This window comes from Brachybacterium netajii (SeqCode) (assembly GCF_054114245.1).
Map to the genome: position 1 here is coordinate 55694 of NZ_JBSYXB010000005.1, position 18299 is coordinate 73992.

General features: G+C 73.0%; 14 protein-coding genes. 7 read left to right on the top strand and 7 right to left on the bottom strand.

Features of this window, described 5'->3' with window-relative positions:
- Positions 1-22: 22 nt before the first annotated feature.
- A complete protein-coding gene (locus ACXET9_RS11010) occupies positions 23-1393 on the bottom strand; it encodes an MATE family efflux transporter (RefSeq protein ID WP_457886638.1) in 1371 nt (456 codons plus the stop codon).
- Positions 1394-1630: 237 nt separating this feature from the next.
- Here ACXET9_RS11010 and ACXET9_RS11015 point away from each other — a divergent pair, with 237 nt between their 5' ends.
- Positions 1631-5188, top strand: coding sequence for an efflux RND transporter permease subunit (locus ACXET9_RS11015; protein ID WP_457886639.1), 3558 nt, complete (start codon positions 1631-1633; stop codon positions 5186-5188).
- A 351-nt stretch (positions 5189-5539) separates the two neighbouring features.
- Positions 5540-7303, top strand: a complete 1764-nt coding sequence (locus tag ACXET9_RS11020) for a hypothetical protein (protein ID WP_457886640.1) — start codon at positions 5540-5542, stop codon at positions 7301-7303.
- 93 nt (positions 7304-7396) lie between these two features.
- Here ACXET9_RS11020 and ACXET9_RS11025 read toward each other — a convergent pair whose 3' ends face one another.
- Both ACXET9_RS11025 and ACXET9_RS11030 read right to left on the bottom strand, forming a co-directional pair.
- Positions 7397-8182 carry an acyl-ACP desaturase gene (locus tag ACXET9_RS11025; RefSeq protein WP_457886641.1) on the bottom strand — a complete coding sequence of 262 codons (786 nt, stop codon included), beginning with the start codon at positions 8180-8182 and terminating at the stop codon, positions 7397-7399.
- A 2-nt stretch (positions 8183-8184) separates the two neighbouring features.
- The gene (locus tag ACXET9_RS11030; RefSeq protein ID WP_457886642.1) at positions 8185-9171 is read right to left on the bottom strand and encodes a hypothetical protein; all 987 of its coding nucleotides are present in this window, start codon (positions 9169-9171) and stop codon (positions 8185-8187) included.
- A gap of 458 nt (positions 9172-9629) precedes the next feature.
- On the opposite strand from ACXET9_RS11030, the gene ACXET9_RS11035 reads away from it, so the two are divergent.
- The 4 genes from ACXET9_RS11035 to ACXET9_RS11050 all read left to right on the top strand — a co-directional run bounded on the left by ACXET9_RS11035 (position 9630) and on the right by ACXET9_RS11050 (position 13780).
- Positions 9630-11390: a hypothetical protein gene (locus tag ACXET9_RS11035; RefSeq protein WP_457886643.1), complete on the top strand. Its 1761-nt coding sequence runs from the start codon at positions 9630-9632 to the stop codon at positions 11388-11390.
- Between the two features lie 98 nt (positions 11391-11488).
- A complete protein-coding gene (locus tag ACXET9_RS11040; protein WP_457886644.1) occupies positions 11489-12145 on the top strand; it encodes a hypothetical protein in 657 nt (218 codons plus the stop codon).
- An 82-nt stretch (positions 12146-12227) separates the two neighbouring features.
- Positions 12228-13259 (top strand): DUF4097 family beta strand repeat-containing protein, encoded by a 1032-nt coding sequence (locus ACXET9_RS11045; RefSeq protein ID WP_457886645.1) that lies wholly within the window; start codon positions 12228-12230, stop codon positions 13257-13259.
- 194 nt (positions 13260-13453) lie between these two features.
- Positions 13454-13780 (top strand): GNAT family N-acetyltransferase, encoded by a 327-nt coding sequence (locus tag ACXET9_RS11050; RefSeq protein ID WP_457886646.1) that lies wholly within the window; start codon positions 13454-13456, stop codon positions 13778-13780.
- A 58-nt stretch (positions 13781-13838) separates the two neighbouring features.
- Here the strand turns inward: ACXET9_RS11050 and ACXET9_RS11055 are convergent, their stop codons facing one another.
- The 3 genes from ACXET9_RS11055 to ACXET9_RS11065 all read right to left on the bottom strand — a co-directional run bounded on the left by ACXET9_RS11055 (position 13839) and on the right by ACXET9_RS11065 (position 17080).
- On the bottom strand, positions 13839-15269 hold the full coding sequence (locus ACXET9_RS11055; protein WP_457886647.1) for a carbohydrate-binding domain-containing protein: 1431 nt from the start codon (positions 15267-15269) through the stop codon (positions 13839-13841).
- Positions 15270-15305: 36 nt separating this feature from the next.
- Entirely contained in the window at positions 15306-16208 is a 903-nt protein-coding gene (locus ACXET9_RS11060) for a polyphosphate polymerase domain-containing protein (RefSeq protein ID WP_457886648.1), read from the bottom strand.
- Between the two features lie 62 nt (positions 16209-16270).
- The gene (locus ACXET9_RS11065) at positions 16271-17080 is read right to left on the bottom strand and encodes a DUF4956 domain-containing protein (protein ID WP_457886649.1); all 810 of its coding nucleotides are present in this window, start codon (positions 17078-17080) and stop codon (positions 16271-16273) included.
- A 351-nt stretch (positions 17081-17431) separates the two neighbouring features.
- Here ACXET9_RS11065 and ACXET9_RS11070 point away from each other — a divergent pair, with 351 nt between their 5' ends.
- Positions 17432-18028 (top strand): GtrA family protein, encoded by a 597-nt coding sequence (locus ACXET9_RS11070; RefSeq protein ID WP_457886650.1) that lies wholly within the window; start codon positions 17432-17434, stop codon positions 18026-18028.
- Here the strand turns inward: ACXET9_RS11070 and ACXET9_RS11075 are convergent.
- Positions 17985-18248, bottom strand: a complete 264-nt coding sequence (locus tag ACXET9_RS11075) for a hypothetical protein (RefSeq protein ID WP_457886651.1) — start codon at positions 18246-18248, stop codon at positions 17985-17987. The genes ACXET9_RS11070 and ACXET9_RS11075 overlap by 44 nt on opposite strands.
- Between the last annotated feature and the right edge of the window lie 51 nt (positions 18249-18299).

Consider the following 18299-nt stretch of genomic DNA (forward strand, 5'->3'; position numbering starts at 1 on the left):
CGCCCGTCGGCCCTCTCGCGGCTCAGCCGCCGAGGCGCATCCAGTCGTCGCGGCGGATGCGGAACCGCAGGGTCGCGGCCCGCGCGACCATGAACAGCAGGTTCGTCGCGACCCAGAGGGCCGCGAGGCCGAGCGCCCCCGCCGGGGCGATGACGCCGATGGCGATCGCGAAGGGCAGCACCGCCGCCGCCGAGATCACGCCCGCCCTCGCGAGATAGGGGGCGTCCCCGGCTCCCATCAGCACGCCGTCGAGGACGAACACGTACCCGGCGATCGGCTGCGCGACCACGAGCACCCACAGCGCCGCCCGCAGGCTCTCCTGCACCGCCGGGTCGGGCGTGAACACCGTGGGCACGACATAGCTCGCGGCCAGCAGCACGAGGCCGACGACGGCGCCGCCGCCGACGCCCCACACCGTCAGCCGCCGCGTCACCGCATGGACGGTCCGCGCGTCGGCTGCTCCGAGATACCGGCCGGTGAGCGCCTGGCCCGCGATCGCGAGGGCGTCGAGGGCGAGCGCGAGCAGCATGAAGATGGTGTTCGCGAGCTGGTGCGCGGCGAGCTCGACATCGCCCAGCCGGGCCGCCACCACCACCGTCGCGATGCCGACGGTGCGCAGGGAGAGCGTGCGCACGAACATCGGGACCGACTCGCGGCCGGTCGCCGCGACCCCCGCGAGCTGCGGCCGCGGGGCCACCCGATGGGCCCGGGCGTAGCGGACCACGGCGCCCAGCAGCACGATCGCCATCAGCCACTGCGAGATGACCGTGCCGATCGCGCTGCCGGCGATCCCCAGGTCGAGGCCGAAGATCAGCACCCAGTTCAGCGGCACGTTGAGGATCGCCCCGCCGCCGGCGACGAGCAGCGGCAGACGGGCGTCCTGCATGCCTCGGACGAGCCCGGTGGTCGCCTGCACCGCGAGCATCGCCGGCAGGCCGACCGCGGAGATCCGCAGGTAGATCACGGCCTCGGCGGTGACCTCGGGGCTCGCGCCGAACCAGCCCAGCAGCGTCGGCCCGCCGATCGCGAGGACGACGGTGCAGACGGCGCCGATGATCAGCGCGAGCCAGGAGGCGTCGACGCCGCGGGCGATGGCCTCGTCCTTCCGTCCGGCCCCGAAGGCGCGCGCGACCGCCGCCGTCGTCGAGTAGGCGAGGAAGACCGAGAGGCCGACGACCGTCGTCAGCACCGTCGAGGCGAGCCCGAGCCCCGCGAGGGAGGTCGTGGAGACGCGGGCGATGAACGCCGAGTCGACCATGACGAACAGGGGCTCGGCGACGAGCGCGCCGAGCGAGGGGATCGCGAGCCGCAGGATGTCGCGGTCGACGACCCGGCGTGCCGCACGCGGATCGCCGGGGCCGGGGGACGCAGGGGAGTCGGGGGAGTCGGGCACGGGCCCATTCTCCCGGCTCCCAGGACCGACGGAGAAGTCTCCCAGCGGACCGTGACCGGATCTCCGACGGAGGTCGGATACGCCGGTGCATCCGGCTGTGGAACAGTGGTTCCTCGGAGGACCGGGACGAGCCGGGCCGCGATACCGGCTCCGGCACGGTGCGCGGTCGCCCGCGGGAGTCGGGTCCCCGTCCGTCGCCCGTCGGCGGACGCCGCAGGACACGACCCGAGGAGTCCCATGCACCGCCTCGCCCGGCTGAGTCTGAACAACCGAGCCTTCATCGCCCTGGTCTGCATCGCCGTCTCGATCATCGGCATCTTCGCGATGACGACGATGCGCCAGGAGCTCATCCCCTCCGTCTCGCTGCCGCAGGTGCAGATCATGACGACCTCGGTCGGCTCCTCCTCGGAGCAGATCGAGGAGCGCATCTCCTCGCCGGTCGAGCAGGCCGTCAGCGGCCTCGAGAACGTCGAGTCGACGACCTCGACCTCGCAGGCCAGCGTGTCGATCGTGACCGTCGAGCTCGCCTACGGCTCCGACATCGCGCGCGCCTCCAACCAGATCGACGCGGCCCTCGGCCGGATCGACGACCAGCTGCCCGAGGGCGCGGACCCGCAGATTATCTCCGGCGGCACGAGCGACCTGCCGGCCGTCGTGCTCTCGATCTCCTCCGACCTCGATCCCTCCGAGCTCGCCTCGCGCCTCGACGCGCAGGTCACCCCCGAGCTCGAGCGCGTCGACGGCGTCTCCTCCGTGGCCGTGATCGGCGCCCCCGACGAGATCGTCCGGATCACGCCCGACGAGGCGGCCCTCGCCGAGCGCGGCCTCACCGACGCCGACATCTCCACCGCCCTCGACGCGAGCGGCCTGTCCCTCCCCGGCGGCAGCGTGTCCGACTCCGGCCGCAGCCTCGACGTGGTCCTCGGCCAGTCGATCGACAGCATCGAGAGCCTCGAGGGCATCATCCTGATGCCCTCCGAGAGCGCCCAGCAGGCCGACGGCGCCGACGGCACCGACGGCACTGACGGCACCGAGGGCGCGGACGGCCTCGAGGGCCAGGACGGCACGCAGGCCGTGACCCCGCGGACCGCGACCCTCGGCGAGGTCGCGACCGTCGAGCGCACCGTCGAGGACCCGACCTCGATCTCCCGCACCGACGGCCGCGAGTCCCTCGTCGTGATGGTCACCGCGACCGCCGACGGCAACGTCGTGGACATCTCCGACGGCGTCGCCGACGTCCTCGACGACACCCTCGCCGGCGTCGGCGGCGACGCCGAGAGCGACGTCGTCTTCGACCAGGCCCCCTACATCCAGGAGTCGATCGTCTCGCTCGCCGAGGAGGGCCTGCTGGGCCTGATCATGGCGGTCGGCGTGATCCTGCTGTTCCTGCGCCGCGTGCGCCCGACGGTCGTCACCGCGATCTCGATCCCGACCTCGCTGCTGATCGCCTTCATCGGCATGTACGTCACCGGCTACACGCTGAACATGCTGACCCTGGCGGCGCTGACGATCTCCATCGGCCGCGTCGTCGACGACTCCATCGTCGTCATCGAGAACATCACCCGCCACCTCTCCTACGGGAAGTCGCGGGTCCGGGCGATCCTCGACGCGGTCGGCGAGGTCGCGGGCGCCATCACCGCCTCGACCCTCGCGACCGTCGTCGTGTTCCTCCCCGTCGCGGTGGTCGCCGGCATGGCCGGCGAGCTGTTCCGGCCCTTCGCGCTGACCGTCGCGATCGCGATGCTGTCCTCGCTGCTGGTGTCGCTGACGATCGTCCCGGTGCTCGCCTACTGGTTCCTGCGGGCGCCGAGGGCCGCGCGCGCCGACGGCCTGGTCGACGCCGACGATCCGGAGCATCAGGCGCGGGTCCGCGAGGCCGCGGAGGAGAAGGAGGAGCGCAGCTGGCTCCACCGGATCTACTCGCCCGTCATGCACGCGACCCTCGACAGCACCGGCCGGCGCGTGATCACGCTGGTCGCGGCCGTCGCCGTGCTCGGCGGCACCGTGGCGCTGGCCCCGCTGCTGAAGGTCAACTTCCTCGGCGACACGGGGCAGAACATCGCCTCGATCACGCAGACCCTCACCCCCGGCACCGATCTCCAGCAGTCCTCGGACAAGGCCGCCGAGGGCGAGCAGGCGCTGATGGGCATGGACGGCGTCGAGACGGTGCAGACCACCATCGGCGGCAGCTCCTTCGGGTTCGGCGGCTCCTCCGCCAACGAGATCAGCTACTCGATCACGACGGACGCCGACGCCGACCAGGAGGCCCTCCTGGACGACATGGTCGCCGCCCTCCAGGACATCCCCGACAGCGGCGAGGTCGAGGCCGCGGACCTGACCTCCCCGACCGGCTCCAGCACCGTCGACATCCAGATCACGGCGCCGACCTCGCAGGACCGCTCCGATGCGAGCGACGCGATCCTCGCCGAGCTCGACCCGCTGCCCGCGGACGTCTCCAAGGTCGTCAGCGACCTCCAGGCCGATCAGCCGACGGTCGTCGTGACCGTCGACCGCGAGGCCGCCGCCCAGCTGGGCCTGACCGAGCAGGCCGTCGTCGGCCTCGTCGCGCAGACGATGAACCCGGGCTCCATCGGGAGCGTCACGCTCGACGACACCGAGCTGGACATCTACCTCGCCTCCGACGACTCCATCACCACCCTCGACCAGCTGCGCGACCTCGAGATCGTCCCCGGCATCGGCCTGACCGACGTCGCCGAGGTCACCGAGGAGGCGTCCCGCCCGTCGATCACCACGGTGGACAACATCGAGACCGTCACCGTCTCGCTGACCCCCGCGGGCGATGACGTCAGCGCCGTCACCCGGATCGCCCAGGACGCGATCGACGCCGCGGACCTCCCCGCGGGCACCGAGGCCACCATCGGCGGCACCTCCGCCCAGATCGACGAGACCTTCGGGCAGCTCGGCATCGCCATGCTCGCCGCGATCCTGCTGGTCTACGTGCTGCTGGTGTGGATCTTCAAGTCGCTGATCCAGCCGCTGATCCTGCTGGTCTCGATCCCCTTCGCGGCCACCGGCGCGCTCGGCCTGCTGGTCCTCACCGGCGTGCCGCTGGGCCTGCCCTCGATGATCGGCCTGCTGATGCTCGTCGGCATCGTCGTCACCAACGCCATCGTGCTGATCGACCTGGTCAACCAATACCGGCGCCAGGGCATGCCCCTCGAGGAGGCCCTCCATGTGGGCGCCTCGAAGCGTCTGCGCCCGATCCTCATGACCGCGGCCGCGACGATCTTCGCGCTGCTGCCGATGGCGATCGGCATCACCGGCAGCGGCGGCTTCATCTCGCAGCCGCTCGCGGTCGTCGTGATCGGCGGCCTGGTCAGCTCGACCCTGCTCACCCTGGTGATCGTCCCGGTGCTCTATCGGATCGCCGAGGGCCCGGGCGAGCGCCGCCGCCTCCGCGAGGAGGCCGAGCAGGCCGAGCGCCGCGATGCCCAGGTGCTGGCCGACGCCGAGCGCCGCGAGCGCAGCCGCGCCGAGGCCGAGCGCGCCCGCGCCGCCGCCCCCGCGGCCCCTGCGGCCGCCGTCGGCGCCTCCGCGGCCGCGAGCACCTCGCCCGCGGGCGAGCGTCCCCTCGGTCGCCACGCCGGCCCGCGCCCCGCGGCCGACGGTGCCGGTGCCGCGAGCGCAGGAGCCGGTGCCGCGAGCGCCGGGTCCGACGGCCCGGCGGCCGGACCGCATCCGACGGACGCGCACGACGCGGCCGGCCGGAAGCGGAGCCTGAAGGAGCGCGGCGGGATCGTCGGCATCGTCCGCCACCGCTTCGGCAAGGACTGACCGCTCCGGGCTGACTGACCCGGACTGACCGCTCCGGGCTGATCGCTCCGGCGGGATCGCAGCTCCCCCTGCTGCGACGACCTCATCCAGAGGGTCGTCGCAGTGGGGGGGGGGAGTTCCTTCTGCCCTCGGCCGACCGAAGTTCCCGCCCGTGCTGTCTCCTCTGGCCGACGGATGACTCTCGAACAACTCCGAACGCGTCGAATCTGGACCCGGACGTCCACCGTTGTCATGCTGGACGGTGCACATCCGCCCTCGCGCGCCCCCTGGGACGGCGAGAGCCGATCTGCACAGCTCCGCCACGGGGACGACCGTGGCGCGGAGGCACGTCACGGGAGCAGGTGGATGCGCATGGCGACACAGCCTCGGACTCGTCGGGGGACCACGGGAGTGCTGGTCGGCCTCGTGGTCGTGCTCAGCGTCATCTCCCTGGGCCTGGCGGCCTACGTGATCTGGACCCCCGAGCTGCGCGGCGGGAGCGCGGATCCCCCGGGGACCAGCGATGCGGCGGCGAATGGCACCGCGACCGACGGCACCGCGACTGAGGGCACCTCGACCGTCCTCCCGTCGGAGGCCTCCGCCGAGGTCGACGAGACCGGATTCTCGATCGCGCTCGACGGCGTCGTCATCACCGGGGAGCCCGGGGTCGCCTCCATCGACTCGGTCGTCCGTGCGCGGACCGCACCGGTCTCCCTGACCGGGGACTTCGGCGATTTCACGACGCCCGTCGGCGACGGCGTCGACGTCACCCTGGACGGCGGGGCTCAGCCTCTCTCACCGATCTCCATCACCTTCTCGATCCCCGCGGAGCTCTGGCCCGAGAGCGGGGAGCTCATGGTGCTCGGCGAGTCCCCTGAGGAGGGCCGGGAGGCCGAGTTCGTCGAGACGATCGTGGACGAGGACGAGCTGACGGTCACGGGCATCGCGACGCACCTGTCCTGGTACACCGTGGCCACGGTGGACGAGGATCGCCTGGGCGAGAAGCTCGGCCACTGGTTCGACGTCGCACTCGACGTGCGCACCGACCGTCCCGATTGCGTCGACGAACCGACCCGGCTTTCGGGCTCCTTCGTCCTCGCGGAGCCGTGGCCCGACATGGCCTGGGTCTGCATCGAGGAGACCGACGAGGACGTCACCGTCCGACTGCAGTCGAACAGCGGGCTCGTCCTCGCCATCGCCGCCGACTCCGGAGGCAGCATCGCCCTGCCGGTCACGTCATCCTCCGAGGACATCGCGACCACCGCCGTCTACATGCAGTGGCTGAGATATGCGGACAGCGCCCCCGACGGGATCCTCCTCCCCGGGGGGACGACCGAGATCACCTTCCCGAAGCCCTTCGACGGGGCCGAGATCTCCCTCTCCGCCGATCCTGCGCTCTCCCAGATCTCCACCCTGGCGTGGGGGACGAGCATGCTGATGCCTACCCGGGTGACGTCCCTGATCGACTGGGGCGATTGCGTCTCCGACCTGGTGGGAAGCTCCTTCTCCGGATCGGCTGACCAGGCGAGCGCTGTCCTGGGGTGCGTGGCGACGGCGACGGCCGAGTACGGAGGGGAGCTGCTCGGAACCGTCCTCGAGGCTCCGGGAAAGCTCACCGCCCAGATCGAAGGAGCGATCGGCGAGGTCACCGGCGCGAACTACGAGACCTTCTCGGTCCACCTGGTCTCCGGCCTGGCCGTGCAGGAGATCTCCTCGACCTCCTCCTGGCTCTACGAGCTGCCCCATACGTCGGGCCTCACCAGCGGTGACTCCGACATCGCCGTGATCGAGATCGACGGGAACGACGTCTCCTTCCCGCTGAGCACCAACCAATGGGTCGGGTGCCAGGGCACCACGAACTCGGTGACGTACACCCTCGACGGGGAGTGGACGGAGGTGTCGTTCGCGTTCGCCGTGCAGAGCCATGCCCCGGCCGGAACCGTCGTCGACTGGACCCTGTCGGTCGACGGCTCCCTCATCCACATCGGCTCCACGACGCGCGGCGACCCGCTCGAGCGTCTGGACTTCGACGTGACCGGAGCGCAGGAGATCGAGGTCACCGCCAAGACGGACGGCCCGTGCGAGGTCGCGGACAAGGGCTATGCAGCGCTCGTCCAGGGGTACGTGGACAAGTGATCCCGGACGGGCTCCCCAGCCCGGCACCGGGGCGGTCCGACGCCCGGCCTCGGGCCCTCCGGTGGCCGACCTCAGACGGCCCCGCGCCGGGCCTCAGGCGATGCCGAGGCGGGCGAAGGCGTTGCGGAAGATCGTGAGGCCGTCGAGGCCGGGGAGCTTCTGGATGCGCTTGTCGAGCTTGTCGAGCTCGTCGAGCTTGCCGTGGAAGAGGTGGCCCATCACGTGCTTGACCTCGGACTCCTCCATCATGCCGGAGCCCACGGGCTTCCAGACCTTCGAGAGGATCAGCCGCACGAGCTTGCGGGCGGCCTCGGAGGCCTCGAGGCGCTCGCGGCCCTGCGTGGTGTAGAAGGCGACGTGCCGGGTCTCCTGCTGGGCGATGCGCTTGAGCAGCGGGGACAGCGCCGGATGGTCGGTCATCGCGGCGAGCCGACGGTAGGCGGCGACGGCGGAGAGCTCGTTGGCGGCGCCCCAGGTCATGTGCACGGCGACGAAGTCGGTGCCCACGAGGTTGCTCATCGCGGACTGCTTGAAGGAGGACATGGCACCGGCCCAGCCGAGCTTGACGCGCTTGGCCTTCAGCTCGTCGTAGTCGACGATGATGCCGTGACGGGCGAGGACCGCGGCGAGGGCCTCGCCGTGCCAGAACTCCTCGCGGTTCCACATGGTCATGAAGCCGCCGGCCTCCTCCTCGCGGTGGGAGGGGGTGACGAGCATGTCGCGCAGGAAGCAGGAGGTGTGGAACTCGACGTCGCACATGTAGCGCAGGGAGCGCAGGGTCTGATCGTCCAGGGGCTGGGTCTCGAAGGTGTCGAAGTCGAGGTCCTCGTACTTCACCGGCTCCGAGGTCTCGGCGAACTGATCAAGATCGAAGGCCATTCTCAGGGTCCGTTCTCGGTGAGGGCCGGTCCGTCGGCGGCGGCCGAGGAGCCGGTGGGGAGCTGCGGGTGGAGGTGCACGTCGGGGCCCGGCAGCAGGCGGGTGATCTCGAAGCGGGCGCGGCGCAGGCCGGCCCGGGCGGTGGCGTCGGCCCCGATGATCGCCATGCCGGCGATCAGGTCGGGGTCGGGGATGCCCCCGCCGTGCAGCGGGGAGTCGAGGGTGAGGACGAGGCGCGCGGTGCGCGCCTCGCGACGGGAGCGGGTGATGCGGGCCTGCGCCTCGGCGACGAAGAAGTCGACGGCGGGGTCGTGGCGGTCGGCGACCGCGGCGACGACCCGGCGGGCCTCGCCGGTCAGGCCGGGCAGGAGCGCGTGCAGGGACGCCCGGAGGGTGGCCTCCTGGATCGCCATGCGGGCCATGTGCCCGGCGGTGACGGCCTCGCCCGCGAGCGCCGTCCAGGCGGGGGCGAGGAGCGGGACCGCACGGTCCACGTGGAGGCGGCGGACGGCGCCCCAGGCGCGGCCGACGGGCGAGGGCGTCGCCATCGGCTCGGGGCGGGCCTCGGGGTCGCCGGCGGTGAGCAGGTCCCGCAGCGCGCGGGACTGCCAGTGGCGCTCGACGAGCCAGGTCGCGAGGAAGGCGGTGATGCGGGCCTCGTTGCCGGTCCAGGTCGCGAGCATCGCGCGGGACTCGGCGAGGGCGGCGCCCTCGATCCGCTGGAGAAGGCCGAGGGCGAGGCGCTGGTCCGCGTTCAGCGGGGCCTCGGCGAGGATCGCGTCGGCGTCGACCGCGAGGCGGTCGTGGTCGAGGCGGGTGTACGCGTCGACGTCGACCTCGGTGCGCACGACGCGCGAGATCGTGGCGTCGAGATGGAGGTGCCCGTCGACGAGGGGTTCGTCGAAGGGGCCGATGCCCTCTCGCGTCGGCACTGCCGGCGCCGTCGCCCGTTCGTCCTGCGCGACGGCTGGTGCAGTGGTGATCGTCACGGTCCGCCTCTCCTCGGGGTCGTGGTGCTGCTCGGCTCCGGTCATGCTGCGCGTCGCCGTGCGCGGTGACCGGGATGGTGATCGGGGCGGCGGCGGACTGCGGTGCGGAGGAGGCGACGGGACCGAGGAGGCCGGCAGAGGCTGTTGCCCGACGCGTGCTCGACGGGTCCGACGCTCTGATCATCCTAGTGGGCCGATCGGTGCTATGGCCTGTGAGGGGGGCGGCATCGGCGGAGATCCGATGTCTGGGGCGGCCCCTGAGCGCGCTCTCGGGAACTCCTTGGTAAGTTGCGCCTGTGATCGCTGACGGCGCCTTCTCCGTTCCGGGGTCCGGCGGTCGCGGCGACCAGGCAGGCCTTCCCGATCTCGAGGATGTGCGGGCCGCGCTGCGGCCCCCGGAGCTTCCGCTCCCCTCTCCGCGCACTGTCGCACAGGCGGCTCAACGTGTGACGGATCTCATGCATGCGGAACGGTATCGGGAGGCCGTCGAACTGGCCGACCGCTTCCGTGGACCCGCGGAGCGCATCGCTGCGCGCAGCGCCGCCGCGGTCGCCGGGGACGGGGCCGACGCCTGGACGGGTGCGGGCCGTGAGGTCTGGGAGGGCGCGTCGCGCTCCGACGACGCCGATCTCATCGCCTACGTCGACCTGCTGCGCGCGCGGATGCGCGCGATCGCCGCGATGGGGGAGGAGACCCTCGCGGCCGAGGCCCTCTATGACCTGCTGGGGGCGCTGCGCCGCTGCGGGCACGTGCTGCAGGCGGAGGCCACGGCCACCGCTCTGCTCGAGCACTCCGCTCCCGCCGACAGCGCGCATCGTCGGCGGGCGTCCTCGCCGGGCCGTCGGCGCGCGGCCACGAGCGAGATGCCGCCGGCGCTGATGGCCGTCGTGCGCGCCCTGGACTCCCCGGCCCCGGGGACCGACGGCGCCGAGTCGCTGCACGATGCGGTTCCCTCGGCGGGCGGCTTCGCGGTCCGCGGCCGGCCCCTGGCCGGCGGGGTGGACCCGGCCGACGCCGCCCGCGTGCTCTCCTCCGCGCTCGCGGCCCTGCCCGAGGTGCGCCACCTGATCCTCGGGGACGTGGAGCCGCTGCTGCGGATGCGCCTCGCCCAGGCCCTCGAGGCCTCCGGGCGCCGTCGGGCCGCGATCACGGCCGCGCTCGACGTGCTCGAGCTGCTCGAGAACGCCGAGGCCACGACCGGCCGCGAGGTCGACCCGGACCGGGCGGGGATCGCGGCCCGCGCCGTCCTCGCCCGCACCCTCGGGGTCGAGCATCCCCTCGAGGCGGTCCACCACGCCCTCGACGCCCTCCTGCAGATGTCCCGGATCGACGATCCGCCGCTGCGCATCGGCCTGATCACCGACCTGCTGAAGGCGCTCGTCGGCGCGGGTCTCGAGAGCCTCGCGTCCTTCACCGCCGGGCGCCTCGCCTCCCTGCAGCGCACCCTGGACCGGGACGAGCTGCGGGTGGCGCCGCTGCTCGCGGTCGCGACCCAGCGCATCGGCGCCGAGCGCTACGACGCCGCCGAGGTCGCCCTCGACCAGGTCCGACGGATCGCCGACGACCTCCGCGACCGCTACAGCACCCTCGAGGTCGCACGCCTGACGGCCTCCATCCACGACCGCCGCGGCGAGTCCCGCGAGGCGATGATGCAGCTCGAGAAGGTCGCCAACGACGCCCAGTGGCTGTGCGAGGACCTCGGCACGCCCTCGAGCGCCCGCGGCGGACTGCTGCGCATCGAGCTCGACGCCCGCGCCCTCGTGATGCGCCGCGCCCTGGACCTCGGGGAGACCGCCCGCGCCCGCGGCGCCGCCGCCGCGATCGAGCGCCGCACCGGACTCGAGGTCGCGCGCGCGATGACCGTTCCCGAGCATGTGCTCTGGGATCATCGGGCCGACGCCCGGATCGGCGCCCTCGTCGCCGTGGGCCAGGCCCTCTCGCAGCGCGAGCCCGGGGTGAGCGTCAGCGACTACGAGCGCCTCCACGCCCGCGCCCAGCGGATCGTGAGCATGGCGCCGCCCGGCCACGAGGAGCGCGCCGAGTACTGGAGCGCCTACCTCAACGACCGGCACGCCGCGATGCTCGCCGAGCGCGGCCAGCACGACCGCGCCCTGCGCGTCGCCCGGATCGCCCGCGAGGCGTGGAACGGCTGCGGCGACGACGACGACCGCGCACGCATGGACGCCCTCATCACCGAGCTCGAGACGCGTCGCGCCTGAACCGGCCCGGCGCTGCCCATGAGCCGGCCCGATGTCGCCCCTGAGTCGGCCCGGCGTTGACCCTTGACGTGACGCCAGGATGGCGTCACCATGGCGTCATGGATGTCAGAGATCTGAGTCGCTCCGTGCAGGATCAGCTCGCCGCGGCCGCCGCCGTCGGCGACGAACCCACCCGCCGTGCCGCGCATCTGCTCGGAACAGCCCTCGACCCCGCTCTCCGCCTCGCCCTGCAGGATGCGATCGTGCAGGTCGCAGCGGAGGTCTCGGCGGAGATCGCGCCGGGCCGCGTGGACCTTGCGCTGCGCGGGCCCGAGCTCGAGGTGCGCGTAGTCCCGCCCGCGTCGGCCGCATCGCCCGTATCTGCCCTGCCGGTCGTGCCGCCGGCCCCGCCGACCCCGCCCGTCCCGCCAGCGCCCCCGTTCCCGACGGATGGCGCCACCGATGACGTCACAGGTGGTGCCACAGATGACGCCACGCCGGTGGGGGAGGAGCCGTCTGGGGAGGCCGCCCGCGTGTCCTTCCGCCCGCCGCAGCAGCTCAAGGAGCGCCTCGAGCGCGCCGCCGCCGAGGAGGGCCTGTCGCTGAACGCCTATCTCGTGCGCGTGCTCGGCGCCCACCTCGACGGTGCCGCGCCCGGCGGGTCCGGCGCGTTCAGCGCCGGACCGCAGGATCCCTTCGCGGCGGGTCGCGCCGGGCAGTCCGGGGCCGACGGCTGGAACGGCATCGCCGGCCGCGTCCAGGGCTGGTTCCTCTGAGCCCCGTCGAGGCTCGTCGGGCCCCGGCGATCCCTCACCCCTCCGACGACCGATCACCGATCACCGATCAGGAGCACCGACCATGAGCGAGAGCACCGGCTTCACCCCCTCCTTCGACCCCTCAGAGGCCCCTCGACCCTTTGAGGCACCTCGGCCCTTCGAGTCCGCCGGTTTCACGGGCTCCACGGGGTCCACGAGCTCCACGGGGTCCGCGGACTCCGCAGGCTCCACGGGGCCAGCGGGGTCTGCCGACCCCCTCGTCCGCGAGTTCGCGGCGGGCGGGCCCATCGACCTGAGCGTCCAGAACCTGCGCGGCGGCATCGTCGTGCGGGCCGAGCACAGCACGGCCGTGCGGCTCGAGCTGCGGCCCCGCTCCGAGGCGGGCCGTCGGCTCGTCGAGCGCATGACCATCCGCTTCGAGCACGACCGGCTGACCGTGGACGTCCCGCAGAGCGAGGCCGGGGCCCTCGGCGCGGGCGTCAGCGGGCTCTTCCGCTCCTTCGGCGAGGGCGGCGTGGGCGCACCGCCGCTGTCGGACCGGCTCGCCGAGAGCGTGCGCTCCCTCGTCAGCGGTGCCGAGAGCGCCGCCGCCGAGCTCGGCATCGAGATCGTCGTGCCCGAGGGCTCGCGGGCGGTGCTGACCACCGGCGTCGGCGCGATCCGCACGAGCGGCGCCCTCGCGCGCCTCGAGGCGAAGACCGGCGCCGGCGACGTCGAGATCGAGCGCGCGGCCGACGAGCGCACCCGCGGCACGAGCGGCAAGGGCGACGTCGTCGTCGGCCGCGCCCGCGGGTCCGTGGGCCTGCGCTCGGGGATGGGAGACATCCGGGTCTCCGACGTCGACGCCGAGCTCACCGCGACCTGCGGCGCCGGCGACGTGCGGATCGAGCGCGCGCTCGCCGGGCGGCTCGAGCTGCGCAGCGGCATGGGCGCGATCGAGGTGTCCGTGCTCGAGGGCACCGCCGTGAAGGTCGACCTCGCGACCGGCATGGGGGAGCGCGAGGTGCGCCTGACCCCGGCCGACGGCAGCGCGCCCGCCGCCGCCGCGCGCACCCTCGTCGTCGACGCGAAGACCGGCAAGGGCGACCTCCGCCTCCTGCGCGCGATCTCCTGAGCGCCGCCGCGTCGCACCGCCCGCGAACCGGCGCCATGCGCCGCCCGCGCGCTGCGGACGCACGACGAAGCCCCTGCGCCCCCGCCCTGGTCCGGCGGGGGCGCAGGGGCGTACCGTGGACATGTCGGCGGGCGCTGTCACGAGCGCTTCCCGCCCGCCCCCGCCTCGATCCCCGGGCCCAGGAGGGCCGAGCCATGACCGAGTCCCTCGACCGCCCCGCCCCGATCGACCATCGCGACGACCTGCTGGTGCGGGACAACCAGCGCGCCCGCCGCTTCGAGGCCGTGCTCGACGACGAGATCGTCGGGATCCTGACCTACGAGAAGCGCCGCCGCGTCCTCGAGATCGTCCACACGGTCACCGACCCCGAGCATCGCGGCGAGGGCGTCGCCTCCGTCCTGGTCCGCACCGTGCTCGCCGAGGCGCGCGCCCAGCAGCTGCAGATCCGCGTCATCTGCCCCTTCGTCGAGAGCTGGCTGCAGCGCCATCCCGAGCAGGGCGCCGGACTGCTCGTCGACTGACAGGAACGCCGACGGCCCGGACCGACGATGCGGTCCGGGCCGGGAACCGCGGCCGGGCTCAGGAGGACTGGTCGGCGCTGCCGGGCATCCCGCCGCCCTGGCCGCCGCCCTGACCGCCGCCCATGGTGCCGCCTCCCATGCCGCCCATGCCGCCGAGCTCGTCGGCGGAGGTGACCTCGGTGCCGTTGGCGGTGACGGTCGCGCCGTCGAGGGTGATGTCGCCGTTGGCGTCGACGGCGGAGTCGCCGCCGTTGTCGGCGCTGGTGATGGTGAGGGTCCCGCCGGTCAGCGAGATCGAGCCGTTGGAGTCCAGGCCGTCGTAGCCGGCGGTGATGGTGACCTCGCCGCCGGTGACGTAGAGCCAGGAGCCGTCGTCGGCCTCGCGGCTGTAGCCGCTCTGCTCGGAGGCGTCCTCGCCGGTCACGAGGGTCGCCTGGGTGGCGTTGATGCCGTCGTCGGAGGCGGTGATGTCGAGGGTGCCGCCGGCGATGACGACGTCCTCGGCCTCGATGCCCTCGTCGGAGTTCAGGATCGTGACGGTGCCGCCGTCGAGGCGGAACGCCTGCTCGGCGTCGACGCCCTCGTCCTGCGAGTCGATCGTGATGGTGCCGCCGCTGATGAGCACCCAGCCGCGGTCCTCGTCCTCGTAGTTGTCGGACTTGATGGCGTCGCCGACGCTCGTGAGGGTCAGCGTGCCGTCGAGGATCGAGACGTAGTCCTTGCCGCGGATCGCGTCGTCGGCCGCGGTGACCGTGATGTCGCCGGAGACGATCACCAGGCCGTCCTTCGTGCTGATGCCGTCGTTCGCGTTGCCCGTGACCTCGAGGGAGCCGGTGCCGGCGATCGTGAGGTCCGAGGCGGAGGAGATCGCGGCGACGGGCGTGGCGTCGTCGGCGACCTCGTAGGAGGAGCCGTCGGCGACGGAGTTCGTGGTGCCGTCCTCGAGGTAGAGCGTGACCTCGTCGGCCTCGTTCACGGTGATCGCCGAGCTGCTCGAGGAGGTGATCGAGGCGTCGTCGAGGATGATCGTGACGGTCTCGTCCTCGCCCGCGGTGACCACCAGCTGGCCGTCGGAGAGCGTCCCCGAGACCCGGTAGACGCCGCCCGCGGTGATCGTGACGGTGGAGCCGTCGACGGTCACGTCCGAGGAGTCCGAGGTGGAGCCGTCGTCGGAGAGCGTGATCGTCTGCTCCTCCGAGGCGTCCCAGCTCAGATCGTCATCGTCGTAGTGCGTGTCGAGGGAGGACAGGTCCAGCGTCGAGAGCAGGTCGTTGGGCGAATCGCCGTCGGCGACCGTCGTCGCCGTGGCCGAGGAGCCGTCCACGCTGCTGGTGCTCGAGCTCGAGCTGGTCGTCGAGGAGTCCGACGACGTGCCCGTCGCGGAGACGGAGCAGGCGGCGAGCGCGATCGCGGCCGCGCCGGCGGCGATCACGGCGGTCAGGCGGCGGATGCCGCGGAGGCCGGACGGGTTCTGGCGAGTGCTGGACATTGGGGGTCCTCCGTATCGGTGTCGAGGTGGCTGGTGTCAGCCTGCGGCCGGGAGCTGTGCCCCGGCCATGCGCGACGCATGGCGCGCCTGTGGGACCAGATCCAGGGTCCCGAGGGTGCGATGCCACTTGTTCGAGGGCAACGCGGGGTCGTAGAGCGCGAGGCCCGTCGCATACTTCGAGACCTTCGCGGGACGATGCCCCGAGGCCCACAGCATGCGATCGGCGAGCCCCGGCCGACGCCCGGACTTCGTCTCCACGACCACCTGGTCGGGCAGCGCCCGATCGGTGCCGGAGACGCTGGTCCAGGTGAGGTTCGCGTCGATCGTCAGACGCGAGTCCTCGTCCTCGACCAGCAGCGTCGAGCGGTCGTACGCGGTGTACAGCGCGGGGATCAGGTCGACGGCAGGGACGTCGCAGCCCGCGGCCGCGAGGGTCTCGCGGGTGAAGGCGAGGGCGACGCCCCGCAGCGGCCCGTCGGGCGCCGAGGCGAGGGCGCCCGCATAGGCGTCCTGCACGCTCGCCGCGGGCGGCGAGGCCAGCGCCTCCAGCGTCTGCGCGCTGGGGACCGGCGTCATGCTCACCCCGATGCGCAGCTTGGAGCTCTCGCCCCGACCCGTGCGGGTCTTGACCTCGAGGTACGAGGCGCCGGTGTCGAGATAGTCCCGACGGCGGACCTTCCAGCGGCGGCGGCGCCCGGTGGCGGCCGCCCGGTAGGAGGCGAAGTCGAGGGTGTCGAAGTACACCGACCGGTAGCCGAAGGAGCGACGGCCGTCGATCTCCAGCACGCGGATCCCGCCGTCGAGGCCGGCGAGCAGCTCGGCGGCCGTCGCGCGCGGCACCAGGTACTTGCGGTCCACGCGGGTCATGAGCGCGGCCCGCTCGCCGATCTCCTCGAGGGAGACGGAGGGGACGGCGTCGAGGCGGCGCTGCAGGCGCACCTCGGGGTTCGGGCGTCCTGCGGTCGGGTGTCCTGCGGTCGGGCGTCCCGCCCGGACCGCGCTCATCGGGTCACCGCCGGGACGGCGGTCGCGCTCGCGGCCGAGGACGCGGGGAGCGTGGAGACGGACACCGCAGCGGACGCCGCCGACGCGACCGACGGGGCGACGGGAGCCGACGGGGCGGCTGCGCCGGCCGACGACGGGGTCGACGACGCTGACGGGGCGGCCGACGAGGCCGACGCGGCCGACGGGGCGGCCGACGCGCCGACGGCGGGGCGGGAGGCGGCGGAGGCGAGCCCGGCCGGGACCGCGGCGCCGCGCTGGCGGGCCGGGAGGACCTGGTAGCGGACGTCGGCCATGGTCGTGTCCGAGACGAAGTCGGTCCTGATGATGCTCAGGGCCGTGACCTTGGCGTTCAGGGTGTCGGCGAAGTAGGCCCGCAGCTCGTCCTCGTCGGCGATCGCGCGATCCGCGACGATCACCTGGCGGCGATGCGTGCCGAGCAGGCCGGGATGGTCGACGATCGCGAGGGTCGCGACGATCGCGACGACGAAGCCGACCGAGATCCACGACGGGGTCGTCGTCAGGCCGCCGACGAGGCCGAGGGCCAGCATCGCGAAGTAGTAGGCGATCTCGTGCTGCGCCAGCTCGTCGGAGCGCAGGCGGATGATCGAGAGGACGCCGAAGAGACCCAGGCCGAGGCCCGCGGTGACGGTCGAGCCGACCAGCAGGGCCGAGACGGCGAGGACGCCGACGTTGATCCCGAGGAAGGCGACGACGAGGTCGCGACGGCGATGCCGCGGCCAGTAGATCCCGAAGGTCAGGACCAGGGCGGCGACGATGTCCAGGGCGTAGAGCGCTGCGACGGGCATGGTGGTGTCTCCTCGTGGTGTAGTCGTACATCGGAAGACTCCGACCGCTGGCTGTGCATCTGCTATGTCCGCCCTGTCGTGGGTGTATGAAAGGTGAACGGACGGTGTCGCGGGTCACCGACAGGCCCCTGACCTGCATCGATGAGATGAGGGCGGGGCGGCGGGGGAGGGTGATGCGGTCGCTGCGGGGCGACGGGCCGTCATGCGGGCCGTCGAATCGTCAGGACGAGGCCGTCATGCCGTCACGATAGGGCGCGGCACCCGGCGCCCGGGGCGCTCACGGGGCCCGCACAGCCGCTGCACAGCAGCGCGGATGCGGCGATCTCAGGTTGGTGCCCCATGCTGGAGGCCATGGATTCCCTCCCGACCGTGCTCCAGCGCCCCCGCGACATCATGCGGCGGGCCGTCGAGACCCCGATCGAGGGCACGCGACGCGCGGGGCGTGCGGATCCAGCTGTTCCCGCGGGCCACGCAGATCATGCGGGTCGCGCCGGTCGCGCCGGTCGCGCCGGTCGTGCGGGCCGCACGGATCGCTCGCGGGGGATCGCGGCGATGGTCGGGAGGCTGCTGCGCGGACGCGCCCCGGTGCTCGGCTTCGCCGCCTCGAGCGCCGGCTGCTTCGTCGTCGACACCGGACTGTTCCTGGCGTTCCTCGGGCTCGGCATGCCGACCCTGCTGGCCCTCGCCCTCGGACGCGTGCTGTCCTCGGCGATGACCTTCTCGGTGAACCGCTGGGTCATCTTCACCGGCGGCCGCCGCACCCCGCTGCTGCGCTCCCTGCTGCAGTACGCCGCGCTCGCGACGGCCGTGCTCGTCGGCGGGATGCTCGTGATCGACGCGCTCGAGGCGATGGACGTGCCCGTCCTCCTCGCGAAGATCATCGCGGACCTGGTCCTGTTCGTCCTCAGCTACGCGGTGCAGCGCTTCGTCGTCTTCCGCGGGCGATGACCTCCTCGGCGATCCGCCACACGAGCAGGGCCCCGACCGCGGCGAGCAGCGCCCAGTACTCCGTGAGTCCCGCGATCACCCCGGTGACCAGCAGCGCCGCGATGTAGATGATGTCGAGCACGCGCTCGGAGATGCCCAGCAGCTTCGCTCCCCAGCGTCCGCGCAGCAGGCGCAGCAGGAGCAGCGCGAGGACCACCAGGATGACGACGTACTTGACCACGGGGCTCCTCGAGGGGACGGTGCGATGCGTCCGACGAGCCTATCCGTCCCC